The sequence below is a fragment of the Peribacillus sp. NPDC097284 genome, from assembly GCF_044761765.1.
Taxonomy (GTDB): Bacteria; Bacillota; Bacilli; order Bacillales; family DSM-1321; genus Peribacillus.
Map to the genome: position 1 here is coordinate 255639 of NZ_JBIWCZ010000001.1, position 26074 is coordinate 281712.

27 protein-coding genes and 1 other annotated feature (1 of these 28 running past the window's edge) are annotated in these 26074 nt (G+C 41.9%); of the genes, 1 reads left to right on the forward strand and 26 read right to left on the reverse strand.

The window, feature by feature from the left end:
• Positions 1-174: a binding site (T-box leader), on the reverse strand (it extends 2 nt beyond the left edge of the window).
• A gap of 57 nt (positions 175-231) precedes the next feature.
• The 15 genes from recO to rpsU form a co-directional block, all read right to left on the reverse strand.
• Positions 232-984, reverse strand: coding sequence for a DNA repair protein RecO (gene recO, locus ACIQXU_RS01350; protein ID WP_402958417.1), 753 nt, complete (start codon positions 982-984; stop codon positions 232-234).
• 34 nt (positions 985-1018) lie between these two features.
• On the reverse strand, positions 1019-1162 hold the full coding sequence (locus ACIQXU_RS01355) for a YqzL family protein (RefSeq protein WP_402869576.1): 144 nt from the start codon (positions 1160-1162) through the stop codon (positions 1019-1021).
• A gap of 104 nt (positions 1163-1266) precedes the next feature.
• Positions 1267-2196 carry a GTPase Era gene (gene era, locus ACIQXU_RS01360; RefSeq protein WP_402869578.1) on the reverse strand — a complete coding sequence of 310 codons (930 nt, stop codon included), beginning with the start codon at positions 2194-2196 and terminating at the stop codon, positions 1267-1269.
• Positions 2189-2587, reverse strand: coding sequence for a cytidine deaminase (locus ACIQXU_RS01365; RefSeq protein ID WP_402869580.1), 399 nt, complete (start codon positions 2585-2587; stop codon positions 2189-2191). Before ACIQXU_RS01365 ends, era begins: the two co-directional genes overlap by 8 nt.
• Before the next feature lie 38 nt (positions 2588-2625).
• The gene (locus ACIQXU_RS01370) at positions 2626-3003 is read right to left on the reverse strand and encodes a diacylglycerol kinase family protein (protein WP_402958411.1); all 378 of its coding nucleotides are present in this window, start codon (positions 3001-3003) and stop codon (positions 2626-2628) included.
• The gene (gene ybeY, locus ACIQXU_RS01375) at positions 2981-3457 is read right to left on the reverse strand and encodes an rRNA maturation RNase YbeY (protein WP_402986295.1); all 477 of its coding nucleotides are present in this window, start codon (positions 3455-3457) and stop codon (positions 2981-2983) included. The genes ACIQXU_RS01370 and ybeY overlap by 23 nt, the downstream gene beginning before the upstream one ends.
• The gene (locus ACIQXU_RS01380) at positions 3454-5604 is read right to left on the reverse strand and encodes an HD family phosphohydrolase (protein ID WP_402986297.1); all 2151 of its coding nucleotides are present in this window, start codon (positions 5602-5604) and stop codon (positions 3454-3456) included. Before ACIQXU_RS01380 ends, ybeY begins: the two co-directional genes overlap by 4 nt.
• Positions 5605-5784: 180 nt before the next feature.
• Positions 5785-6747, reverse strand: a complete 963-nt coding sequence (locus ACIQXU_RS01385) for a PhoH family protein (RefSeq protein ID WP_402869587.1) — start codon at positions 6745-6747, stop codon at positions 5785-5787.
• A gap of 3 nt (positions 6748-6750) precedes the next feature.
• Complete coding sequence (gene yqfD / locus ACIQXU_RS01390; RefSeq protein WP_402958405.1) at positions 6751-7938, reverse strand: sporulation protein YqfD; 1188 nt, start codon at positions 7936-7938, stop codon at positions 6751-6753.
• A 15-nt stretch (positions 7939-7953) separates the two neighbouring features.
• Positions 7954-8238 (reverse strand): sporulation protein YqfC, encoded by a 285-nt coding sequence (yqfC, locus tag ACIQXU_RS01395; RefSeq protein WP_402869591.1) that lies wholly within the window; start codon positions 8236-8238, stop codon positions 7954-7956.
• A gap of 123 nt (positions 8239-8361) precedes the next feature.
• Positions 8362-8862 carry a hypothetical protein gene (locus ACIQXU_RS01400; RefSeq protein ID WP_402986299.1) on the reverse strand — a complete coding sequence of 167 codons (501 nt, stop codon included), beginning with the start codon at positions 8860-8862 and terminating at the stop codon, positions 8362-8364.
• A gap of 22 nt (positions 8863-8884) precedes the next feature.
• On the reverse strand, positions 8885-9862 hold the full coding sequence (gene floA, locus ACIQXU_RS01405) for a flotillin-like protein FloA (RefSeq protein ID WP_402869894.1): 978 nt from the start codon (positions 9860-9862) through the stop codon (positions 8885-8887).
• A gap of 41 nt (positions 9863-9903) precedes the next feature.
• The gene (locus ACIQXU_RS01410) at positions 9904-11229 is read right to left on the reverse strand and encodes an NfeD family protein (RefSeq protein WP_402986301.1); all 1326 of its coding nucleotides are present in this window, start codon (positions 11227-11229) and stop codon (positions 9904-9906) included.
• A gap of 271 nt (positions 11230-11500) precedes the next feature.
• Positions 11501-11944, reverse strand: a complete 444-nt coding sequence (locus ACIQXU_RS01415) for a GatB/YqeY domain-containing protein (RefSeq protein ID WP_402869597.1) — start codon at positions 11942-11944, stop codon at positions 11501-11503.
• Between the two features lie 14 nt (positions 11945-11958).
• Complete coding sequence (gene rpsU, locus ACIQXU_RS01420; RefSeq protein WP_028391853.1) at positions 11959-12132, reverse strand: 30S ribosomal protein S21; 174 nt, start codon at positions 12130-12132, stop codon at positions 11959-11961.
• A gap of 223 nt (positions 12133-12355) precedes the next feature.
• Between rpsU and ACIQXU_RS01425 the strand changes: the two genes are divergently transcribed.
• On the forward strand, positions 12356-13285 hold the full coding sequence (locus tag ACIQXU_RS01425; protein WP_402958399.1) for a Na/Pi symporter: 930 nt from the start codon (positions 12356-12358) through the stop codon (positions 13283-13285).
• A gap of 30 nt (positions 13286-13315) precedes the next feature.
• On the opposite strand, the gene deoC is transcribed toward ACIQXU_RS01425, so the two are convergent.
• The 11 genes from deoC to ACIQXU_RS01480 all read right to left on the reverse strand — a co-directional run bounded on the left by deoC (position 13316) and on the right by ACIQXU_RS01480 (position 26062).
• On the reverse strand, positions 13316-13987 hold the full coding sequence (gene deoC, locus ACIQXU_RS01430; protein ID WP_402986302.1) for a deoxyribose-phosphate aldolase: 672 nt from the start codon (positions 13985-13987) through the stop codon (positions 13316-13318).
• 154 nt (positions 13988-14141) lie between these two features.
• On the reverse strand, positions 14142-15479 hold the full coding sequence (mtaB, locus tag ACIQXU_RS01435; protein ID WP_402986304.1) for a tRNA (N(6)-L-threonylcarbamoyladenosine(37)-C(2))-methylthiotransferase MtaB: 1338 nt from the start codon (positions 15477-15479) through the stop codon (positions 14142-14144).
• A 6-nt stretch (positions 15480-15485) separates the two neighbouring features.
• A complete protein-coding gene (locus tag ACIQXU_RS01440) occupies positions 15486-16238 on the reverse strand; it encodes a 16S rRNA (uracil(1498)-N(3))-methyltransferase (protein ID WP_402986306.1) in 753 nt (250 codons plus the stop codon).
• A 149-nt stretch (positions 16239-16387) separates the two neighbouring features.
• Positions 16388-17329 (reverse strand): 50S ribosomal protein L11 methyltransferase, encoded by a 942-nt coding sequence (gene prmA / locus ACIQXU_RS01445; protein WP_402869603.1) that lies wholly within the window; start codon positions 17327-17329, stop codon positions 16388-16390.
• A 36-nt stretch (positions 17330-17365) separates the two neighbouring features.
• Positions 17366-18487 (reverse strand): molecular chaperone DnaJ, encoded by a 1122-nt coding sequence (gene dnaJ / locus ACIQXU_RS01450; RefSeq protein WP_402869605.1) that lies wholly within the window; start codon positions 18485-18487, stop codon positions 17366-17368.
• Between the two features lie 272 nt (positions 18488-18759).
• Positions 18760-20607 (reverse strand): molecular chaperone DnaK, encoded by a 1848-nt coding sequence (gene dnaK / locus ACIQXU_RS01455; RefSeq protein ID WP_402986309.1) that lies wholly within the window; start codon positions 20605-20607, stop codon positions 18760-18762.
• Between the two features lie 39 nt (positions 20608-20646).
• Positions 20647-21243 carry a nucleotide exchange factor GrpE gene (grpE, locus tag ACIQXU_RS01460; protein WP_402869898.1) on the reverse strand — a complete coding sequence of 199 codons (597 nt, stop codon included), beginning with the start codon at positions 21241-21243 and terminating at the stop codon, positions 20647-20649.
• A gap of 94 nt (positions 21244-21337) precedes the next feature.
• Complete coding sequence (gene hrcA / locus ACIQXU_RS01465) at positions 21338-22366, reverse strand: heat-inducible transcriptional repressor HrcA (RefSeq protein ID WP_402869608.1); 1029 nt, start codon at positions 22364-22366, stop codon at positions 21338-21340.
• A 125-nt stretch (positions 22367-22491) separates the two neighbouring features.
• Entirely contained in the window at positions 22492-23643 is a 1152-nt protein-coding gene (gene hemW / locus ACIQXU_RS01470) for a radical SAM family heme chaperone HemW (protein WP_402986311.1), read from the reverse strand.
• Positions 23644-23725: 82 nt separating this feature from the next.
• Positions 23726-25561, reverse strand: a complete 1836-nt coding sequence (gene lepA, locus ACIQXU_RS01475) for a translation elongation factor 4 (protein ID WP_402986313.1) — start codon at positions 25559-25561, stop codon at positions 23726-23728.
• 177 nt (positions 25562-25738) lie between these two features.
• Positions 25739-26062: a YqxA family protein gene (locus tag ACIQXU_RS01480; RefSeq protein ID WP_402986315.1), complete on the reverse strand. Its 324-nt coding sequence runs from the start codon at positions 26060-26062 to the stop codon at positions 25739-25741.
• Positions 26063-26074: the final 12 nt, after the last annotated feature.

Below are 26074 nucleotides of genomic sequence, written 5' to 3' on the forward strand. Positions count from 1 at the left end.
TAGGGACGAGAGTTTACCCGCGGTTCCACCCTAATTGCCGTTATGAAACGGCCTCTTTTCAAACCTAATCATGCTCCGGAACGCCCTTCCCTGTGTCTTCATATCCCGGCTTGCACCATCCCGGGTTCGCTTTTATGAATTAAAACAGGTACTCTCTTCCATCGACGCATTCTTCTTATTTTGATGATTAAAATTTTATACAAACAAAACCAGAATGTCAATAGTTCGAACCTAAAACATATCTTTCATCGAATCAATCTGTTTGAGAAACTTTTTGGACTTCAGATGTAATCCTGAATATTCCTCATAATAGGCATCAATGATTTTTGACAATTCCCTTTTAGTTTCCGGTTTAACAGATATGTTACCAAGCCTGGATAAATCAAAATAATAAAAGATCCTCAGAAGTTTCACCGCAGAAGGAGAAATTTTATAATGATAAGGGTCCTTGTCCAAACATCGGTGACAAATAAACCCGGCTTCCCTTAGGGAGAAAGCAAATTCCCCTTCGGTCTCCCCACAAACGGCACATTGGTTCAAAACCGGGTTGATTCCATTTACAGGAAGCATTTTCATTTCAAAAATGAATTTCAAAACCTCAGTGTCGTATTCTTCATTTATGTAATGTAAAGTTTGTGAAAGCAATTCAAACAGATATGGATTTGGTTTTTTATCGTCCACACTCTTATCGAGCAATTCGACGATATAGGAAGCATAGGCAGTGGCGAAAAGATCCTCCCTGATAAAACGAAGCGAGTCAACCATTTCCCCCTGCTGAAGGCTTCCAAGTCCACTAGATGTCGAAACAAGGAAATACCCGGAGCAAAAAAGCTGGGTCACGGCGGCAAGCCTGCTATTTGGCTTGCTCGCACCTCTAGCCATGACCCCTATTTTCCCTAGCTCTCGGGTATAAATCGTTATAATTTTATTGTTTTCTCCATATGCCGTCCTTCTAATGACAATGCCTTCACATTTCTGAAGCATAAAAGACACCACCCATACTCGCCTTAGCTAATCCTTAAGAAACAGGAAAATCAATATCAGCTAGCTCTTCATTCGATACTAATGGTCTTTCCTGCCTTTCGACTTCTATCTCCTTATAAAGTAAATAGGTGTCCACATTACCTGTCTCACTAAATAACTCCCAGGTAAAATCCAACATATAAAGCCCACCCTTCATTATGACTAGCAATATCAGATAAATATCCGTCCTTAATGATTAGCTTGACCGTTTTTCACACTTTCATGAAGCGTAAAATTTGTTAATTAATATTCTTTCTCATCAAATCCAAAATCACGTAGCTGACTAGCTTTATTACGCCAATCTTTCTGGACCTTGACCCATAGCTCAAGGAAAACCTTAGAGCCCAATAGGTTCTCAATGTCTACTCTCGCGCGACTACCGACTTCTTTCAGCATTTTCCCTTGCTTACCGATGACAATTCCTTTTTGGGAATCTCTCTCGACAATGATGGTCGCCATAACATTGATCGTGTCACTGTTATCCATTTTTTTGATCGAGTCAATCACAACAGCCACGGAATGTGGAATCTCTTCACGAGTCAAGTGCAGAACCTTTTCGCGGACCAATTCAGAAATGATGAAACGCTCCGGATGATCCGTTACTTGATCGGCTGGGTAAAACTGTGGCCCTTCAGGAAGATGTTCCTTGATTTGGGCAAGCAATGTATCGACATTATTACCTTCAAGAGCTGAAATAGGCACCACCGCTGCAAAAGGATACAGTTTTTGGTACTTTTCAATGATGGGCAGAAGGTCATCAGGATGCATCGTATCAATTTTATTGACTACAAGGAAAACGGGTGTATTAACCGATTGTAGCTTTTCAATGATGAACTCATCTCCACGACCGTAGCCTTCTTCAGCATTAATCATGAATAGAATCAGGTCGACCTCTTTCAAGGTATTCGTCGCAACCTTCATCATAAAGTCCCCAAGCTTATGCTTAGGTTTATGAATGCCCGGTGTATCAATGAAGATCATTTGTGAATCATTTTGTGTAAGTACACCTTGAACTTTATTTCTTGTCGTTTGAGGCTTGTCGCTCATGATTGCGATTTTTTGACCAATTACACGGTTCAAAAACGTGCTCTTGCCGACATTAGGACGGCCGATGATGGATATAAATCCTGATTTATATCCTTTTACCTGTGTATCGCTAACTAATTTATTCATTTAAATCCTCCGGTGAAAAAGCTCCTGGAAGCAATTCCTGTACTGTTAATTCTTTAGTATCACCATTCAAGTTGGTTAAAACAACCATCATATCCGGTTCACATAGTTCTGAAATGACTTGTCTGCAGGCTCCGCAAGGGGATACCGGTCGGTCCGTGTCCGCTACTACCGCAAGTTTGCTAAACTTCTTGTCATTATGTGCATAGGCACTGAATAATGCCGTTCTTTCCGCGCAGTTACACATGCTGTAAGCTGCATTTTCAATATTACAGCCATGATATACCTTACCATCGGCAGTCAATAAAGCAGCTCCCACTTTAAACTTTGAATAAGGGACATAAGCCTTTTCCCTAGCTTTTTTAGCTTCTTCAATCAATTCATTCGTATTCATTATACAATTCCCCCTCTACATTGGATGAATAAAAGAACCTACATACCCAACTTTGGTAAAAAAATAATCAATCCAACTATTATAGAAAATATAGCATATATGAATACAGCCCCGGCTGCAATATCTTTTGCCTGCTTGGCAAGAGGATGGATTTGGTCTGTCACTAAATCAACAACCCGTTCAATGGCCGAATTCACTAGTTCTAATGCAATCGTACCAGCAATTGCCGTCAAAATAAACAACCATTCCATTCCGTTCAATGAAAAATACCAACCAAAGAACACGACGGCTGCCATCACCACGAAATGGATCTGTATGTTTCGCTCGGTCCGTACCGCTTCCAAAATCCCTTGACAAGCAAATGAAAAGCTTTTTACGAGTGGATACCTTGGCTTACCCTTCTCTCGAGAGCCCATATTCCCCCAATATCTCCTTTTGTCTAGAAAACATCACTTTTTCATCTTCTTCAGTCATATGGTCATAGCCTAGCAAATGAAGAAAACCATGTAGGGCTAAAAAGCCAAGTTCACGGTCAAAAGAGTGTCCATACTCCTCGGCCTGCTCTTTTGTGCGTTCAATTGAAATGATGATATCACCAAGCATGCGAGGCATTTCCGCCCCGATAATCTCGACTTCTTCCTCCCCCATCTCTTCCAGTGCAAAAGAAATGACATCGGTAGCCGAATCCTTATTACGGTATTCTTTATTAATCTCCTGAATCCTTTTGTTGTCGACAAAAGTGACGGATAGTTCCGTACCTTCTTCGATCTTCTCTTTATTGGCGGCAAATTGCAAAATGCTTTCAACAAGCTGCTGCCCTTTTTCCGTCACTTCGTTCGTTTCATCGATTAAATCCATTGTTAAAATCATTTTTTCACCTTCTGTCCTAATTTATCCATGTCAGGATACTCGATCCTTGAGTGGAAGATACCATTCAGCGATTCACAAAGCGAATGCTTTACGATACTTAATTCTCTCATAGTAATGTCACATTCATCAAATTGACCGTCTTGAATCCGGTCACTGATTATGAAACTTACCAGTTCTTCGATCTTCTCGGGTGTAGGATGCTTCATCGACCTGACTGCAGCCTCAACACTATCTGCAATTCCAATGACGGCCACTTCCTTCATTTTCGCCATGGGCCCTGGATACCGGTAGTCGACTTCGCGTGTCGCTTCATCTTCCTTACATGCCTTATGATAGAAAAATTTCAATAAAGTCGTCCCATGATGTTGTTCCGCTATATCCACAATTTCCTTCGGGAACTTATGGTTGCGAAGCATCTCTCCGCCATCAACGGCATGGGCAATGATAATGTCCTTGCTCGTTACCGGTTGTAGCCTATCATGCGGATTTTCCTCATTTAACTGGTTCTCGATGAAAAAGTGCGGCCGCTTTGTCTTGCCTATATCGTGGTAATAAGATCCGACTCTTGCAAGTAACCCATTCGAGCCAATTGCTTCACATGCAGATTCCGCTAAATTGGCAACCATTACGCTATGGTGGTAGGTACCAGGTGCCTCAATCAAGATTTTTCGCAATAAAGGGTGATTGGGATTGGAAAGCTCGATCAACTTCATTGAAGATAAAATCCCGAATCCCGCCTCGAAAAATGGAAGCAGCCCCATCGTCAATACAGCAGAACCAAGCCCAGATCCTATAGCCGCTCCCGCATAATATAGATACTCCACTTTTGTGTAATGGCCATCCATAATGAAAATGAGCGAATAGACGAAAGCGATATTGATCACTGACATCATGAGACCCGCTACCAGTACTCTTGATTTGAAGTTGGAACGCGATAATATTATGATGGCCATCAATCCGCTAAAAATGATATAAAGCCCCATAGAGAAGTCAAGATTTCCTGGCGTATCGCCATTAAATATTATCGTACCATAAGATCCTAATAAAATTGTCATGGCAACAGCCAATTTATCATTTAATAATATCTTAATAAGCATCGCTGCCATGGCAGCAGGGAAAATATATTCCAAATTCGAATCTTTCAGTTCAGCGAATATGCTGACTGTTTTCATCGTTGCCATTGCAAAAATAAAAACAAGGCTGAAAACCAACAACTGATTGTACTTATTATCCCGTTTCGTTATGGAATAGTAAAAAAAGTAATAAAAAGCCGTAAAAGTTAAAAAGATATAAAGTAGGAGACCCACATATGGAAAGATTGTGGACTCAGTACTTAAAAACCCAGCCAATTCAAGCTGCCTGTACACGTCCCGATCCACTAATTGATTTTCTTCGACGATAATCTGCCCCTGTAGAATCCTGACTGGTTCCACACTTTCCACTGCTTTTCGGCGTTGTTCCTCCGTTTTATCTTTATCAAAAAAAACATTTTGAATAATCGCCGAACGGGCAAGTGATATGGAGACCTTCTTCATATCACTATTTATACTCATGTAGCTCAGTTCATCTACCACTTTTTTCTTTGCATTTTCAACATCGCTGGCCGAAATCCGCTCACTCATCACATTATTCACAGCGGTTATCGTGGAGTCCCTCGCTATCTCCAGTTCATCTTCATCCGCCTGAATCAATGCCATGAAAACAGATTCTTCTATATCTTTATTGACCTCATCCGTCAATTTTTCTTTCAAGATGGAAACCTTTTGGCCATCCGTCTTTTTAATTCCTTTTTTACCGCCTTTATTAGGATCTGTTTCTTTGTTCACTTCAATCGCAGAATCAAAAATTGAAGAGATCAAATCGACTTTATTTTTGGCATATTCCTTTTTTAATGTATAAACATCCGCCACCTGTTTTGAAATTTCTTCTTTTTCTTTCGTAGTCTTATATGTATCTTCTATAGTCTTGGTGGATCGTATCGTTTGTTCCGCTGGCTTAAAAAGCTCCACTTGGATCTTTTCAGGCTTAACGTTGGATAGCATTAACCCATATGCAAACAAACCAAGTACGACGAACAAGAGTACTTGAAAAAAGCGATGGACCAGCAGGCCTTTTATTTTGGTGAAAAATTTTTGGATACGGTTCAAAGAAGGTCCTCCTAAAAAAAGATGGTTAATATGCTAGATATGTAAAATGATAACAGTTTTCCCTCTACTTTTCATCATGTTATGATAAAACCCTTGCTTTTCACCACAATTTCACATTCCATTCATGATGGGCAAGCGAATCACCATGAAAAAATCCGCCATTTCATTGGCGGATTCCCTCTATTCTTTTGCCTGTTCATATGCGCTGATAATTTTGGCGACGAGCGGATGCCTGACTACATCACTCTGTTCAAAATACACAAATGAAAGGCCTTTGACATTCTTGAGAATCTCCTCAACCCGAATCAAACCTGACTTCATCCCTTTTGGAAGGTCGATTTGGGTACGATCTCCCGTAATGACCATTTTCGATCCAAAACCGAGCCTCGTTAAAAACATCTTCATTTGGGCTTCGGTAGTATTCTGTGCCTCATCCAAGATTACAAAGGCATCCTCGAGCGTACGTCCCCTCATATAGGCCAAGGGAGCGATTTCAATCGTCCCGCGTTCAATCATCCTTTGGGTCTGTTCCATCCCCAGTAGGTCATGAAGAGCGTCATATAACGGACGTAGGTACGGGTCTACCTTTTCTTTTAAGTCCCCAGGAAGGAATCCCAAACTTTCGCCAGCTTCAACGGCAGGTCTCGTCAAGATAATTCGTTTAACCTGTCCGTTTTTCAAGGCATTGATTGCCATCACTACAGCTAGATAGGTCTTCCCGGTCCCAGCAGGACCAATCCCGAATACTAAATCGAGCTTCTTTATGGCCTGAATATAATATCGCTGGCCAATTGTTTTGACCTTAATCGATTTACCTTTAGCCGTTTTAGCAATTTCTTCTTCATATAATTCTCCGAAATATTCCAATGTTCCCTTGCGAGCCAATTCTATAGCATACATTACATCCCTAGAACTTATCGTAATCCCTTTTCTGATCACAGATAACAGCGCCTTCAGGATATCCTGTCCCATCGTCACCCGCTCTAATTCACCGGCAACGCTTATACCTTCCCCGCGGGTGATGACCGAAATGCCCAGCTCGTCTTCAAGCACTTTTACATTAGAATCTCCATTGCCCAATAAAGCGACCGCTTCATTAGGTGATTCAATTTCCAACTTAATAACCTTCACTTCATCTGCCATTCGCTAGTCTCCTTGAATGATTGGTTGTCCTACAGCAATATCTTCAATAACTTGGTAATGTATAGATAATTTCACTTTACCATTCTCCATGCTTTCGTGCAAAACTTTTTCCCCTATAATTTGGTCTTCTTCTTCAAGAAGCTTCCGTAAGTCGGCCTGGGCCATCTTCTTCCCTTCCTTAATCGCTTCTTCCTTCGTATAACTCCGGACGATATCGTCTTTACTCCTTAATGTCTCGACTTTATAGGAAATGGGCAGTTCCCATTGCAGAAAATGAAACGGCCGATCAGTCGATTCTTTTTCCTGCTTTTTATAGCCCGGATCCTTAAACCCCCATATAGGTATAGATAAGCTGCTCACTTTTATATAATGCTTACTGGTTTCATTACCATTGTAGACGGAAAAATTGGTTTTCAGAGGGACTTCCACATTCGCCTTGTACCAAGTTTGCCCCATTACTTTCCCCTGCGCCGAAACAATTTCTGGTTTATCTTCCTTCCCAATCAACCCTGACACAAGAAGTTGTCCTTTACTTACATAATCATGCACATTGACTTTAGGTTGGCCTTTTTCAATGAACATATTGGTGATGACCGCCTTTTTTGAAGCAACCAAATTTTGTGAGGAGGTTTTCTCTATTTCCTTCGGCTGCCGTTTTTCCACCACCTGGAAATGGTAGGTTGTCCCCTTAAGCTCCACACCAACCCAGGTTAGGGCACCGATGCGATCAGAGAGCTTTCGCTGTATCGTATCCACATCGTCCACTAGAAATTGCACCTTTCCAATTTTCACGCCCATTTTGTCCAATTCTTTACGGATGGCATGTTCGGTTTCCGGTTTTGCCCCTTTAACTTCTATCCCCCACACCATATTGGAAAGTACAAAAATGCAAATAAGGAAGGCAATCAAACCCGCCAAGAATCCACTATTTTTCATCACCCGCTTCATGAGAAACGGAAACCCCCTGCCTTGGAGGAATTTCACTTTACAGTCGCTTTTTCGCAGGACCTGACGCAATTTTGAAATTTCCCTGAAATCCATATGGAAAATCAGGGATTCACTTCCTACACGCTTCACATCCCAGATATGAAGCCCTCTCCTTGTCAACATATTGATTAGCCTTTCGGTTCCTCTTCCATATGCCTTCACTTTTACATAGCCTGTATAATAGTTTGTCCATTGGTTTTTCATGGAAACCTCCCGGGATCATTCATTGATAAAATATACTTTGTCAATTTTGCCCTCTAACATGATTTCCTCCGGCAAGATGGTCTTGATGACAAAGCCAGTTCCCTTTATTAGCAGCTGGCCATTTTTAAGCATTAACCTCACTTCACTGTCAGTAAAGGCCAACAAGCCACGATGATTTTCAATATATATATGTAATTGTCCGATCATGGTAATTCGCGGCAGGTCCATCATGACATCTTGCGGAAGGTCCATTGTTTTGGTCATAAGCTGTTTCACTTTTTTTCCCCAATTGCGAGCCATAAAAAAGAACCCCCTTTCATCTCAATGTATGAAATGAAAGAGGGTTCTAGCACAAAATTATAAAGGTTCAATTTCTATTTTTTCATGTTGAACGAATGAACGCGGGATACAAGTTCTTCCGAATTATCTCCTTGACCTTTGCAAGCTACGCTTAGCCCTTGGAGGTCCGAGCACCTCAGACATAATGATTCCATCAATCAACTGTTTCTTAGTGAAGGAAGGACCTTTATGATAGACGGGACTGCTATCGTCAGAAATGGCTGTAGTAATTCGATCTGCCTTTTCTTTTTGTTCCACACGCTCTTGCTCATATTTCTGCTGCAGCCTTCTTAGTTCAGCAATCCTTTTTTCAGCCTGTGCTTTCGTTTCATCCACAGGCCCAGCAGAGTGTACGACACGCTTCTCTGCTTTTTGGGCAGATGCCGGAACAGGGGTTTGCCGTTGTTCCTTTTGTGGCATCTCGCCTTGAAGCTCCTGCATGATTTCCTGCCATTTCTTTTTCGGCGGGTTGTTTGGATTGTTTTGTTGCGGCTGTTTTTTCCTGCCGAACATGGATGTTGCAACAGCTATCAAGATAATCAGAAGGAATGGATTACTGAGAAAGAATTGAATGAGATCTCCCATTTAAAGGCCTCCCTTCTGGGAATTAATTGTTATCCTTGTCCTTTGGGTTATCCGATATCTTACTGATGGAATCCCGCATATCCGTATCCGCCGTGATATTTTGGATATTCATGTAGTCCATTACCCCTAGATTTCCGCTCTTCAGCGCTTCAGCCATAGCCAATGGCACTTCTGCCTCGGATTCTACAACCTTCGCTCTCATTTCTTGGACACGGGCTACCATTTCCTGTTCCAAGGCAACAGCCATCGCGCGACGTTCTTCCGCTTTTGCTTGGGCGATTTTCTTATCCGCTTCAGCCTGGTCAGTCTGTAGGATAGCCCCGATATTCTTCCCGATATCCACATCAGCGATATCAATCGATAGAATTTCAAATGCTGTACCTGAATCGAGACCTTTCGATAAAACGGTTCTAGAAATTAAATCCGGGTTTTCAAGGACATCCGTATGCCTTTTAGAAGCACCGATTGTCGAAACAATCCCTTCACCTACACGCGCGATGATCGTTTCTTCCCCAGCACCACCGACTAATCGTTCGATATTGGCACGAACGGTGATTCTTGCCTTTGCTTGCACTTCAATCCCATTCATCGCTACACCGGAGATGAATGGCGTTTCGATCACTTTAGGGTTAACGCTCATTTGAACCGCTTCCAGTACATCACGTCCTGCAAGATCGATGGCTGCCCCTCTTTCAAATGGCAATGCGATATTCGCACGTTCTGCTGCAATCAGTGCATTGACGACACGGTCAACATTCCCTCCTGCAAGGTAATGGCTCTCCAATTGATTCGTCGATACATTGATTCCCGCTTTGTGGGCTTTAATGAGCGGGTTAACTACCCTGCTTGGTATAACACGACGAAGCCTCATTCCCACTAATGTAAAGATACTGATTTTGACTCCAGCCGCTAAAGCTGAGATCCATAACATAACTGGTACAAATGTGAAAAATACCGATAAGATGATGATGGCCGCAATTACAGCCAACACGATAAATATTGTTCCTGAAGTTATCACCTAAACATTCACCCTTCCTATTTTCATTGATTTGATTCCGGAATTTGCCGAACGACTACTCTCGACCCTTCAGCTTTCACGACTTTGATGGATGTCCCTTTGGAAATAAAGCTTCCTTCTGTCACAACATCGACCCGTTCATCATTAATTAAAGCCGTTCCAGATGGCCTTAAGTCTGTCATTGCCTTACCTTCAACACCTAATAATTCCAAGCGATTCGGAGAACTGACATACCCTTGCTCTGTTTTTGTTGCATCGGTTAATATCATTTTTCTAAAAAAGTTCATTTTTTTACCAAGCACCTTTACAAATAGGATAGAAACCAAAATGGATGCGGTAATCGCAATTAACAAAGAAATGGTCATATGGACCGGATCTTCTGAAGCGAGAAATAAACTGCCTATAATTGCACTAAAGCCAAGCACCCCGATAATTCCTCCAGGGAGGAAAAACTCCAAGAGCACAAGGATGACTCCTAAGATGAATAGCGCTAACGACTCATAGCCCGTGATGCCTGCGACCAAATGTCCATAAAAGAACAATACGAGGCCAGTGATTCCAATAAAACCAGGAATGCCAAAACCAGGCGAAAACAACTCTACCACAATCCCGATGCCTGCTATCGTCAATAAGATGGGAATCACAAAAGGATTGGTCAAAAAGCGAGCTAACTTTTCTGGAAAGCTTTCCTCTATGGTTCGAATATCCGCATCTTCCACCCCGAGTATACTATATAACTCAGCTTTCCCCGAAACGGTCCCTTCACTGTAGCCGGCCTTTTTTGCCTGATCAGCAGTGAATGTCAGTAATTTTCCTTTTTCGGCTCCGTATTTTGGAAGGTCGATATCCTCATCAGCCATCGCTTGTGCATAAATGGGATCGCGTCCATTCTGTTCGGCTGCCGTTTTCATTGCAGCCAACCAATAAGATTCCGCTTTTTTTCCCGCTGCATTTCCCGAAGAGTCAATCACCGCAGCTGAACCCATTGTAGCACTGGGGACCATATAAATTTCATCGGCACTGAGCGAAATATAGGCACCCGCAGATAAAGCACGATTATTGACGTAAGCCACTGTTTTTACTGAGGAATTAGACAGTAACTTGGCTATCTCCCCTGCCGCATCTACGGCACCACCTGGGGTATTCACCTCGAAAATTACAAGATCTGCGTTATTCACTTCTGCAATCGATAGTGCCCGTTGCAAAAAGGCGGCCAAACCCTTTTCCACCGTTTCTTGAATGGGAACCTGGTAAACAATCTTCTCCTTTGCAGAAGCACCCGGCACCAAGAAAGACACTATAAGCAGCAATCCGAATAAGAGAACAGATAGACCACGCCATATTTTCAATGGAACGCCTCCTTTCCCGTATTAAGCGCCTGTAAGCCGGCCTTTCCATTACCTAAAAGGCATATTTCACCCTTGCTAATCGAATCCACTTATTATCGTCACTTACTTAGTTAATACGTATGTATATGAAAAAGGTTTCATTTAAAAAGCAATTAATTTATATAAAACCAATCGGCTGCCCTTTCACTAGTTACTATACGTCTAAAAGAGGCGAAATAATCACGTAAACACACAAAAACCACAGGCTAATGCCTGCGGTTAGGTTTCGAGTTTAAGATAGATGTTGTTGTACTAACTTGTTTACTAGAGAACCATCTGCTTTACCTTTAACTTTAGGCATTAAAGCTCCCATAACTCTCCCCATATCTGCTTTGGATGTTGCATTGACTTCCTCAATTGTTGATTTAACAATTTCAGAAATCTCTTCTTCTGATAGTTGCTCAGGCATATATGCCTCTACGTATCCCAATTCGGTGCGGACTTTATCCACGAGATCGGAACGACCTGCGTTTTCAAACTCCTGGAGGGAGTCTTTGCGTTGTTTTAATTCGCGAGAGAGCACTGTCAATTCTTCATCATCTGTTAAATCTTGTCTCTGTTTTAGGGCTTCGTTTTGAAGCGAAGCTTTCAACATACGAATAACAGATAGTTTGTCCTTTTCCTTGTTCTTCATCGCTTGTTTCATATCATTATTTAAACGCTCGAGAAGACTCATCTTTCCACCCTCTCTTAGAATTTACGTTTTCTTGCAGCTTCAGACTTTTTCTTACGTTTTACGCTTGGCTTTTCATAAAATTCACGCTTCCTAGCTTCCTGAAGCGATCCTGCTTTAGATACAGTACGTTTGAAACGACGAAGAGCATCTTCAAGCGATTCGTTTTTACGAACGACGGTTTTAGACATCTCTTTCCCTCCCTCCGAAAACAACACACTAACTCAAGTTGTCAACATGTTATACATGTACTAAACAATTATAATATATCATCTTTGACAGGTCAACCAATAAAACGAAACTTATTTGAAATATTATCATGTTGTTACCATATTTTTTTCTAATTGCAACTTTGAAGCTTTTTATAGCATGTCTCTCCCCTATGGGCCATAGACTGTTCAAGAGGTGTTGGTCATGTACGAGTTACTTTTATTCCTTTTATTCATCACTTTATTTTTAGCGGGTATGGCCGTTTTACGCATCGGCTTATTCAACCTGTCCGGCGCTAAATTAAAATCCTTTCTTTCTAAGGTGACCGATAAACCATGGAAAGGTTTTTTTGCAGGTACGATTTTCACAGGCATCCTTCAAAGCAGCTCGGCGGTCATGGTCATGACTGTGGGTCTCGTTTCCGCCGGCAGTTTATCCTTTCCACAGACGATTGGCATCATTTTAGGAACGAATATCGGTTCGACCTTTACAGCTGAATTCATGACCTTTTCATTGGACCGCTGGATCATTCCAGGAGTCTTATGCGGTGCCGCTCTTTGCTTTATGCCCAAAATCGCATTAAAAAGCGCCGGAATGTCCCTTATAGGCATCTCTGCCATTTTCGCGGCGATGAGCGGTTTTAAGATGCTCTCCAAGCCCATCGCTGCCTATCCATCGGTTCAGCATGTACTCAGTGGCATAGAAAGCCATCTTAGTTATGCTTTGTTGGCAGGTATCCTGTTAACGGCGCTGATTCACTCTAGCTCCGCGACCATCGGAATCGCCATGAGTTTTTTAATGAGTGGGGAGCTATCCGTCTCTTCTTCCATCATCATGATGCTCGGTTCTAATATCGGTACGTGTATCACAGGCTATATGGCTAGCATCGGTTCAGGTAGACAAGCTGCCTTTACAGCATATGCACATATATGGCTGAATGTGATTGGTGTGGCTGCCTTCCTTCCTCTTGTGGACGTTCTAGAACGAACGGCTGCCTTTTTCACTGAAAATAAAGCGACCCAGCTTGCACATGCTAGTGTCATTTTTAATATTACGACTTCTTTGATCGTTTTACCTTTCGCAAGCCAATTTTCCAACTTCATTTTAATGCTGCATCGTCCTCAAAAAAAATAAGCCGCATTCCTAAGAATGCGGCCATGAAAATTAATAATCAGAATCAGCTGTTAAGCCTTTTACAATGGATACACCAGCACTTGCACCAATTCTAGATGCTCCTGCTTCAATGATTTTCTCAGCATCGCTCGTGTTACGAACCCCACCTGAAGCTTTAACGCCGATATTCGGTCCAACCGTTTTTCTCATAAGCGCTACATCTTCAACCGTAGCACCACCTGTTGAGAATCCTGTTGAAGTTTTAACAAAATCCGTTCCCGCTTTAACAGCTATTTCGCAAGCACGCACTTTTTCTTCCTCTGACAATAATGATGTTTCAATAATGACCTTTGAAAGGGCCTTACCAGTCGCTGCAGCGACAACGGCACGAATGTCCCGCTCAACCAATTCATCATCCTTGTCCTTCAAAGCACCGATGTTGACTACCATATCAACTTCATGCGCACCGTTGCTGATGGCATCTTTTGTTTCGAAGGCTTTAGTTTCAGGAGTGGACGCTCCTAGAGGGAAACCTATTACCGTACAAACCTTTACCTCTGAACCTTCCAATAACTCACTAGCATACTTCACCCAAGTTGGGTTCACGCATACTGATGCGAATTTATATTCTCTTGCTTCTTCACATAAAACTTTTATTTGTTCTTTCGTTGCATCCGCTTTTAATAAAGTGTGATCGATTAAACCTGCTACATTTTGTGTCATTTAGTAATCCTCCTTAATATTCATAAAAAAACTAGTTGTCCGTACCTCTCATGATACCATAATAATTTCAAAATGACGATATATATAAACTATACCCTTATGTTCCGTTATCACTCTAAAAAGAAGAAAAAAAAGACAGCGATAAATCGCCGTCTTAAAGATTAGCTGCTTGTTGTAATGGAAGATCTTTCACAATAGTAACAAACTGTCCTTCACTATGTGGATAGCCGGATTGTGTAATTTTCACTTTTACGATTTCTCCAACCATTTCTTCAGTAGCCGGGAAAATAACCTTCATATAATTATCGGAGTACCCCTCATAAAGCCCATTTTCCAATGGTGTTTCAGGAATCACTTCCAGTACTTCTCCTTCGAATTGAGAAGCATACTCTTTTGCCAGCTGATCGGACAAAGAGATCAGGCGATGAACACGTTCGTTTTTCACATCTTCATCCACTTGATCATCCATGCGTGCCGCTGGGGTCCCTGTACGTTTCGAGTATGGGAATACATGTAATTCAGAGAACTTATATTTCTTGATGAAATTATATGTCTCCATGAATTCCTCTTCGGTTTCTCCAGGGAAACCTACAATGACATCAGAAGTAACGGCAAGGCCGGGAAGTGCCACTTTTAATTTTTCGATACGGTCCCCGAAGAAATCCATCGTATATTTACGTCTCATCCGTTTTAACACAGTATCTGATCCTGATTGAATCGGAATATGCAAATGGCGAACCACTTTTTTGGACTTCGTAAGCACTTCAATGATTTCATCCGTTATTTGACTCGCTTCAATGGAAGATATGCGGATCCGTTTAAGTCCCTCGACCTTTTCCAAATCACGCAAGAGCATCGCCAAATTATAATCCTTCAAGTCGTCACCATAACCACCTGTATGAATGCCAGTCAACACAAGTTCCTTATACCCTGCTTCGACAAGCTGTTCAGCTTGATGGAGGACTTCCTTTGGATCACGGGAACGCATTAAACCACGTGCCCATGGAATGATGCAGAACGTGCAGAAGTTGTTACAACCTTCCTGGATCTTTAAAGAAGCTCGGGTTCTGTCGGTAAAAGCTGGTACATCCAATTCTTCGTATACACGGTTTTTCATAATGTTTCCTACTGCATTAATCGGTTCGCGTTCCACCTTGAATTGTTCGATGTATGCTAACAGTTTTCCCCTGTCCTGTGTGCCCACCACGATATCGACGCCCGGGATTGCCATGATTTCAGCAGGCGACGTCTGTGCGTAACATCCTGTTACTGCAATGACGGCATTCGGGTTTTTACGGATAGCACGACGGATGACCTGGCGGCTTTTCTTATCGCCCGTATTCGTTACGGTACACGTATTGATGACATACACATCCGATGTGTTTTCGAATTCAACACGGTCATATCCTTCTGTCTTAAATAATTGCCAAATAGCTTCTGTTTCATAATGGTTTACTTTACAGCCTAATGTATGGAAAGCGACCGTTGCCATTTTTCATCACCTCAAAAGTTCTACATGATAAGAAACAGCGGAAAGTGCATATAAAGGTGCTGTTTCAGTTCTTAATATTCTAGGTCCAAGTCCACATGCTACAAAACCGGAAGATGTTAATTTCTCGATTTCTTTTTCCGCTAGGCCCCCTTCAGGCCCAAAAACGAAAAGAATCGACTGTCTAGCCCTGATGTTTTCCAACACCGACGCTAGCACGGATGTTTCACCGCGCTTTGCCTCTTCTTCAAATGCGATTAACGAATGATCGTATTCAGAAGCAAGCTCCGTTAGTTGAGCGATTGACATCGGTTCGGTCACGGAAGGGACAACTGTACGGTGGGACTGCTCGGCCGCCTCCTTAGAAATCTTTTGGAGTCTTTCTAGTTTCTTGCCGACCTTTTTGTGGTCCCATTTTACCACCGAACGAGCCGCAATAAAAGGGATAAACTTGTAAGCGCCCAATTCCGTCCCCTTTTGAACGATATACTCCAGCTTATCCCCTTTAGGCAGACCGCTCGCTATCGTCACCTGGACGGGAAGCTCTTTTTCTTCATTCTTCCATTCCAAAATGTTTCCTATAACTGTATCACTCGTAATTTCCGAGATTTCCGTGACTGCAGCCATGCCACTGCCCTTTACAGTTATGATTCGCTCTCCAGGTTCCATTCTCATGACTCTGGCAATATGGTGAAAATCATCACCTGTAATGGTCACGGTTTGTCCCTGAAAGTCCATTTCATTAAGAAAATATCGTTGCACAGTGCCACCTACTCCGTCTAGTCTAGAAAAACTCACAGGCTAGCAGTCAAAGGCATCTTCCCTTGAATGCTTTGTGCCTTGCCAAGGTTTGAGCGTAAAAAAAGGTACTCTGATTACCTGTGGATAAGATAATCAGAGTAACTCATCATTCAATCATTTCTTTTAGCAATGAACGCAACCCAATCTTCCATCTGGATGGTTTCCACAATTATGAATCCGGAAGCTTGAATCGCTTCCTTCACATCTTGTTTTTTAGGTTGAATGATTCCAGAGGCAATGAAATGCCCACCAGGTTTCACGATTTTCGCAACATCGTCCGTAAAGCGCATAATCACTTCGGCCAAAATATTGGCTACTACGACATCCGCCCGTTCATCTACTCCATCCAATAAGTTACCTTGCGAAACAGAGACCTTTTCCTGAACATTGTTCAGTTCAACATTTTGAATGGCCGACCGAACAGCCACTTCATCCAAATCAAGTGCCTGAACTCGTTTTGCATCCAACAATGCGGACGCTATGCTCAAGACTCCAGAACCCGTTCCAACATCCACCACAAGATCACCCGGTACAACAGTACGTTCGAGGGCTTGGATACACATGACGGTTGTCGGGTGGGTACCCGTCCCGAATGCCATGCCCGGATCCAGTTCTATGATCAATTCATCACTGCTTACTGGCGTATAGTCTTCCCAAGTAGGGACAATGGTGAATCGCTCGGATATCTTGACTGGATTATAATATTTCTTCCAGGCAGTTGCCCATTCTTCCTCATTCACTTCACTGATTGAAACAAGGTTCTTCCCTAGGTCTATTTCAAATTGCAGGAGATTATTGATGGATTCCTTAATAGCATCAACCGTTTCACCAAGAAAGCTATTAACCGGCAAGTACGCCTTGATCAAAACACCTTCGTCCGGATAATCATCTGGGTTCAGGTGGTAGATTTCGCCAAAGACATTTTCACGTTCTTTGACTAATTCAAGAGGATCCTCAATGACAACACCGCTTGCACCTGCCTCATGAAGGATATTTGAAACAGGTTCAACCGCTTCATTTGTTGTGTGGATTGCAAATTCAGACCACTTCATAACCTACCAACTCCCGATCTCTTCTTTTACTTTTAGTCATCTATCTTTAAAAGCACGCTTTACCTTCGAGAAAAAGCCATCTTCTTGTTCATCAATGCCTGATTGGCCACTGATTTCGCTGAACTCACGAAGAAGTTCTTTTTGTTTTTCCGTCAATTTCTTTGGAGTGACCACCAATACGATTACATGCTGGTCGCCTTGTCCATAGCCCCTGACATTCGAAACGCCTTTTCCTTTTAAACGGAAACGCGTACCAGTTTGTGTACCGGCAGGAATCTTCAATTTAACTTTGCCATGCAAGGTTGGGACTTCAATTTCGTCTCCTAACGCAGATTGGGCAAATGTAATCGGCATTTCGCAATAAATATCATCGCCATCCCGTTCAAAGAATTCATGAGTACGGACATGGAAGACTACATATAGATCTCCGGATGGGCCACCATTGATTCCAGGCTCCCCTTGACCGGAAACTCGAAGCTGTTGTCCGTCATCGATACCTGCAGGTACTTTGATTTGAATTTTTTTACGTTTTTGAACTTTTCCTTCACCTTTACACGTTGAACATTTATTCGGAATGATTTTACCTGTTCCTTGACAATGGTGACAAGCTCTCCGGTTAACGATACGCCCGAAAGCTGTATTTTGTTCAACATTTAACTGACCAGTTCCGTGACAGTGTGAACAGTTTTCGACTTTTGTACCAGGCTTTGCACCTGAGCCCTTACATGTATCACAATTCTCTTCACGTGGAATTTCAATCTCTGTATCTTTCCCAAATGCGGCTTCTTCAAAAGAAAGCGTCATCGTATATTGCAGATCGGCCCCTTGACGAGGAGCATTAGGATCTCTTCTACGACCTCCACCACCAAAGAAACTACTGAAAATATCTTCGAATCCGCCAAAACCACCAAAGTCTTGACCACCACCGAAGCCTTGGTTCGGATCAGTATGCCCAAATTGATCATAATGGGCTTTTTTCTGTTCATCGCTTAATACTTCGTAAGCTTCCTTAATTTCCTTGAATTTATCCGCAGCATCGTCTGCTTTATTAATATCAGGGTGATATTGTTTGGAGAGCTTTCGATACGCTTTCTTGATTTCATCCTTCGAAGCACTCTTCGAAAGGCCTAACACCTCATAATAATCGCGTTTACTCATATCTAAATCCACTCCCGATTCGATTCACATAAAGATTATATTATCACTGTAGGAAGATAATAATCAACTAGAAAAGCACAAACAGTTTGAACACCCTTCCATAAAAGAAGTGGGAATGTCCCCTCAAACTGTCATTTCATCTCTTTATAGCCCTATCATTCCTATATTTAGCTCCATCCATTGTAAAAAAAGCCAAAGCCAAGATAACCTGACTTTGACTTTTCTACTTCAGGCAGCATTTCACTACCCACTATTTCAGCATCCCAAAAGGGTTACTTTTTATTTTTTTCGTCTTCGTTCACTTCTGTAAATTCTGCATCAACGACGTTATCGTCTTGAGCTCCAGCTCCAGCTTCACCAGCACCCTCTTGGGCAGCTTGCTGTGCTTTAGCCGCTTCTTCGTAAAGCTTCATAGTTAAAGCTTGAACGATTTCGTTTAGAGCATCTTTTTTCGTACGGATTTCTTCAAGCTCATCTTTCTCGATTGCAGCTTTCAGTTCATCCTTCGCTTCGTTCGCTTTTGTTACTTCCGCTTCATCTACTTTACCTTCTAGATCTTTAAGCGTTTTTTCCGTTTGGAAGACAAGTTGGTCAGCTTCATTACGAAGTTCCACTTCTTCTTTACGTTGTTTATCAGCATCGGCATTTTCTTCTGCTTCGCGTACCATACGCTCGATTTCTTCATCAGAAAGACCTGAAGATGATTTGATTGTGATGGCTTGCTCTTTGTTTGTACCAAGATCTTTTGCACGAACATTAACAATACCATTTTTATCAATATCGAATGTTACTTCTACTTGAGGAATTCCTCGTGGTGCAGGTGGAATATCGCTTAATTGGAAACGGCCAAGCGTTTTATTATCCGCTGACATTGGACGTTCACCTTGAAGAACATGGATATCCACAGCTGTTTGGTTATCTGCTGCTGTTGAGAACACTTGAGATTTACTTGTCGGAATCGTTGTATTACGGTCGATTAACTTAGTGAATACACCGCCCATTGTTTCAATTCCAAGTGAAAGTGGAGTTACGTCTAAAAGAACCACGTCTTTAACGTCTCCAGTTAACACGCCACCTTGAATAGCAGCACCCATTGCTACTACTTCATCAGGGTTAACGCCTTTGCTAGGTTCTTGACCGATTTCCTTTTTGATTGCTTCCACTACTGCAGGAATACGAGTAGATCCACCAACAAGGATGACTTTATCGATTTCTGAAGCTGAAAGTCCAGCATCTTTCAATGCTTGACGAGTAGGTCCCATCGTACGTTCAACAAGACTTGATGAAAGCTCATCAAATTTAGCTCTAGTCATCGTTACGTCCAAGTGAAGTGGGCCAGCATCTCCAGCTGTGATGAATGGTAATGAAATTTGAGTAGAAGTTACACCTGAAAGGTCTTTTTTCGCCTTTTCAGCTGCATCTTTCAAACGTTGAACAGCCATTTTGTCTTTAGAAAGATCGATGCCATTCTCTTTTTTGAATGCTTCTACTAAATAATCAATGATTACTTGGTCGAAGTCGTCTCCACCTAGGCGGTTGTCACCAGCTGTTGAACGTACTTCGAATACTCCGTCTCCAAGTTCCATGATGGATACGTCAAATGTACCGCCACCAAGGTCGAATACAAGGATTGTTTGGTCTTCTTCTGTTTTATCCAATCCATAAGCAAGTGCTGCAGCTGTAGGTTCATTGATAATACGTTCCACTTCAAGACCAGCAATTTGACCAGCGTCTTTAGTTGCTTGACGTTCAGCGTCATTAAAGTAAGCAGGCACGGTGATAACCGCTTTTGTTACTTTTTCTCCAAGATATTCTTCAGCATAAGATTTCAAGTATTGAAGGATGATTGCAGATACTTCCTGCGGTGAATATTCTTTTCCATCAATTACTTCCTTATGGTTAGTACCCATATGACGTTTAATGGAAATGATTGTGTTCGGGTTCGTAATTGCTTGGCGTTTTGCCACTTCCCCTACTTGACGTTCCCCATTTTTAAATGCCACAACAGAAGGTGTTGTACGGTTTCCTTCTGGATTCGGGATAACTTTTGGTTCCCCGCCTTCAAGTACAGATACGCAAGAGTTTGTAGTACCTAAGTCAATACCAATAATTTTGCTCATTGTTACACTACCTCCCAATATTTATATGTAATGATTTCTTTATTCGTTTACCTTTACCATGGCCGGGCGAATCACTCGGTCCTTAAGAAGATATCCTTTTTGGAATTCTTCCACAACGATGTTCGAACCGAAGTTCTCATCTTGAACTTGCATGACGGCTTGATGCAAACGAGGATCGAATTCTTCACCGACAGAATTGATCGGTTCGATGCCTTCTTTCGCCAATGCACCAATAATGCCTTTATAGACCATTTCCATGCCTTGAAGAAGGGACTTTGTTTGCTCATTATCCGCTTCGATTTTAGTCGCTCTTTCAAAGTTATCAAGAGCCTCGACCAAATTCCCGGCAATATCTTGCACTCTATATTTTTGAGCCGCTTCCATATCAAGCTTTGCACGGCGTCTAGAATTATCGAAATCAGCTTGCAAACGAAGGTAACGGTTATCCATTTCTTCGATTTTAGCTTCTAGTTCCTGAATCTTTTCTTGAGCCAACTGTAGCTCATCTTTTTCTACCGGAGTTTCCTCCTGAGTTTCTTCCGATGAATTCACTTCTTCAGCAAAAACCGCTTCTTCCGTGCTTTCCTCGATTGTTTCATTATTTAATGTCTGTTCATTGTTTTTATTTTCCACAATCTCACCTCCCCTAAAGGATTATACAAATTTATGCTTAAGTAATAGGTTGGGCGGTGGTAACCCTTTTACCGCCACCTTACTATTACCTTTGCTCCTATTTTTGATACAGCTTTGTCATCAACGTCGTTAAATCCTTCGAGAAAAAAGAAAGGAGACTGATTACTCTCGAATATTCCATTCGAGTTGGACCCAATATTGCCAAGGTGCCCACTTGTTCCTGCCCGATTGAATACGTCGCGGTAATCAAACTACAATCTTCAAGGACGGTATTTTGATTTTCCCGGCCAATCTTGACATGAATGCCAGATGGGTTTTTCGTAATGAGATCATAAAATCCTTGTTCCTGTTCGATCATGGATAAAAGTGTGCTGACTTTTGCAATGTCATGGAACTCAGGCTGCCTCAAGATATTCGTTTTACCACCGAAAAATATTTTTTCCGGTTTCGTATCCGTGAGGGTGTCCGCAAGAACAGAAACGACCGATCCATAATTATGGATGTGATGGCTCAATAAGACCGCCACTTCCTTATAGATCTTATCCTTCAGCTCGACAAGCGGTACATCCACTAACCGGGCATTTAAAATATTGACTACCTTCTCAATTTCATTGATATCGAAAGAAGGAGGCAGGGAAATCATTCGATTTTCAACATGGCCTGTGTCAGTGATGATGATCGCAATTGCCGTTTCAGGACTCAATGGAATGATTTGAATCTTTTTCAGCTTATGTTCATTGACTTTGGGGCCAAGAACGATTGCCGTGTAATTCGTCAATTCAGAGAGTATCTTAGCTGATTTTTGGACAATCTTTTCCAGTTCATAAATGCGCTCCACGAACACGGATTTCAACAATTTCATTTCATTCTTTTTTGGAGCTTGAGGAGAAAGTAAATGATCCACATAATATCTATACCCTTTTTCAGAAGGAACCCTTCCTGAAGATGTATGAGTTTTTTCTAAAAAACCCAATTCTTCAAGATCAGACATTTCATTGCGAATAGTGGCCGAGCTGAACGTAATTTCATCTTTCTTCGACAAGCTTCGCGACCCGACAGGCTGGGCTGAATGGATAAAATCCTCGATTATCACTTGCAGAATCAATAATTGACGATCAGTTAGCATGTATGATCACCTCTGTTAGCACTCTAACTTCCTGAGTGCTAATATACTAATAAATTATCAAATGAAGCTGATGATGTCAATAATGAAAACCGCTAAATTACCGTTTATAGGACAAGAGATTTCCATCAATCCGTATCAACCACTCCCAAAAACGATTGAAACACTTCATTACCAAGCAATTTGCCACGCTCAGTCAGGCTTACGAACCCGTCCTCAATCGTGAGTAACCCCTTTTTCATTTGTTCTTCGAGCGATTCCCCGAAAATCTCCTTCATTTCTACAGAAAATTTACTTTTGAATGTTTCTAGGGAGACGCCTTTTGTTTTCCGGAGCCCCAAAAACATCTCTTCTTCCATTTTTTCATAGAGCGGCACAGGATGTTCATCTAAAACAGGCAATTCACCTTTTAGCAAAGGAGTGATGTATTTTTTTACCGGACCATGATTGGCCACTCTTTTGCCACCCGTATATCCATGAGCTCCAGCACCGATGCCATAATACTCTTTATTGTCCCAGTATGTCAGGTTATGCTTACTTTCAAAACCAGGCCGAGCAAAATTACTGATTTCATATTGATGCATTCCATGCCTCTCCATCTCTTCCATCAGCCGCTCATACATGGAAGCCTCTAGTTCCTGTGGAGGGAGATTCAATGTACCTTTACGCATTTGGTTGTAAAAGACCGTCTTTGGTTCGACGATCAAGGAATAACTGGAATAGTGAGGAAGTTGCAGGGCAAGGGCTTTTGCGAGTGTATCCTCGAAATCTTCCATAGTTTGCCCCGGTAATCCATAAATCAAGTCAATCGTAATATTGGTGAAGCCCACATCCTGAGCCAACTGAATGGTTTCATACACCTCGGATGCCCGATGTGTTCGGCCGATGCGCTTCAATAATTCGTCATTAAAGCTTTGTACCCCAAAACTTAGCCTATTCACGCCTGCTTGAAAGAGGATTTCAAGCTTTTCTCTCGAAAGGTCCCCGGGATTGGCTTCAAACGTATACTCAGCCTGTTTGGCATCGAAAGGGAGGGTCTCATTGATGGCCTCACAAAGAAAGGATAGCTGCTTTTCATCAAGTGAGGTAGGTGTTCCCCCACCAACAAAGACCGTATCCAGTTCCGTTGTCGGATATTTAGCAAGTTGCATTTCCATTTCCCTTTTCATCATCCGTAAATATTCATCAACGGGCTGCCCTTGTAAGAAAACTTTATTAAAATCACAATAGTGGCAAATATGTTCACAAAACGGGATATGCAGGTAAGCACTTTTAATCATTAAGTTCACAACCTTTATTTAATCGAATGGACCGATAGAAAAAGAGGCTAGATCCTGTCTACCCTCTTTTTTCTACTATCATTTATTTTTTTGGAGTCGTATCATCCATTTTCAGGACAGCCATGAAGGCTTCTTGTGGCACTTCAACGGAACCCACTTGTTTCATCCGCTTTTTACCTTGTTTTTGTTTTTCAAGCAATTTACGTTTACGGGAAATATCGCCACCGTAACATTTAGCCAATACGTTTTTACGCATGGCACTAATGGATGAACGGGCCACGATTTTTTGTCCGATAGCCGCTTGGATCGGCACTTCGAATTGCTGTCTTGGAATCAATTTCTTCAATTTTTCAACGATGATTTTTCCACGTTCATAAGCAAAGTCCTTATGGACGATGAAACTTAATGCATCGACCGTTTCGCCATTCAACAAGATATCCATTTTGACAAGTTTGGATGGCTTATATCCGATTAACTCATAATCGAATGAAGCATACCCTCTTGTATTGGATTTCAATTGATCAAAGAAATCATAGACGATTTCTGACAACGGAATCTCATAATGGATACTTACGCGCGTTTCATCCACGTATTCCATATCGATGAAATTCCCACGTTTGTTTTGGCAGATTTCCATGATGGTTCCCGTAAATTCAGTTGGTGCCATCATGGTCGCCTTAACATAAGGTTCTTCGACGTTTTCGATTTTTTGTGGATCCGGCATATTGGATGGATTATCCACCTTCATGGACGTTCCATCTGTAAGGATAACGTCATATATAACACTTGGTGCTGTCGTGATTAAATCAATTTTGAATTCACGCTCGATACGTTCTTGAATGATTTCCATATGAAGAAGGCCAAGGAAGCCACAACGGAAACCAAATCCTAGCGCTTGAGAAGACTCTGCCTCAAATTGCAATGCTGAATCATTCAACTCCAGTTTTTCTAAAGCATCACGTAAATCATTGAATTTAGATGCATCAATCGGGTATAAACCGCAATAAACCATCGGATTCATCTTCCGGTAACCAGGCAAGGCTTCTGTCGCGGGATTATTGGCACTCGTAATCGTATCCCCTACAGTCGTATCACTGACATTCTTAATGGCTGCGGTCAGGAAACCTACATCCCCCACTGTCAGTTCATCAAGCATTTGGACTTTCGGATTGAAGACGCCCAATTCGGTCACATCAAATTCCTTACCAGTGGACATCATTTTGATTTTATCGCCCACTTTTATAGAACCCTCAACAACCCGGATGTAAGCTACTACACCGCGATAAGCATCAAATACGGAGTCAAAAATAAGTGCTTTAAACGGTCCGTCCGGATCACCCTGAGGTGCAGGAACCAATTCTACGACCTGTTCTAAAATATCCTCAATTCCAATTCCAGCTTTAGCTGAGCATAAAACGGCATCAGATGCATCAAGACCGATTACATCCTCGATTTCACCACGGACCCGCTCAGGGTCGGCACTTGGCAAGTCAATCTTATTGATGACAGGTAAAATTTCCAGGTTATTGTCCAATGCTAAATAAACATTGGCAAGCGTCTGGGCCTCGATGCCTTGAGCAGCATCCACGACAAGGACTGCACCTTCACACGCAGCAAGGCTTCGTGAAACCTCGTAAGTGAAATCTACGTGCCCCGGTGTATCGATAAGATGGAAGATATATTCTTCGCCATCTTTCGCCTTATATTTCAATTGAATCGCATTCAATTTAATCGTAATTCCACGCTCACGCTCTAAGTCCATAGAATCTAACAATTGACTCTTCATTTCACGTTGAGTCATGGCGTTCGTCTTTTCTATGATACGATCCGCCAATGTTGATTTACCATGATCAATATGAGCGATGATGGAAAAGTTACGAATCTTTGATTGTCTTTTTAATTTCTCTTCTCTATTCATAACGTTCACTCCCAATAGTCGACACAATACACTATTTTTCATTATATCAATAGAAAATGCAAGATTCAACAGAATAGTTACAAGGACAGTCCATTATGTAGAAGGAGATAGCAAAAAAGGCTGCATTCAATTTGAATGGAGCCTTTTTCTAGAACTTTCTACCGGCTTATCCTACTACTAAATCATATTAAAGAGTGCGTTAAAAGCTGCTGATACGGTTTCACCCAGACTCTTGCCAAGGGAGGAGAAAAAATTATAAGCTTTCATTTCCTCCAGCTTTTCTTTTTTCGTCTCTATATCATGACTCGTCACTTTTTGCCCAAGGATATCCGCTTCCATTTCTCCCTGCTCCGATTGGTTAATGGTGAAAGCACTATTTAAAGCGGGGTCTTCATACCCTTTCATTTTTTTCATGCCGTCGTTTGCCTGCTGCATCCCGATAAGTACACCTAAAAACAAAATAAGTAAAACGCCCGTGCATTTCAACCAAAATCGAACCATGATAGAGGCTCC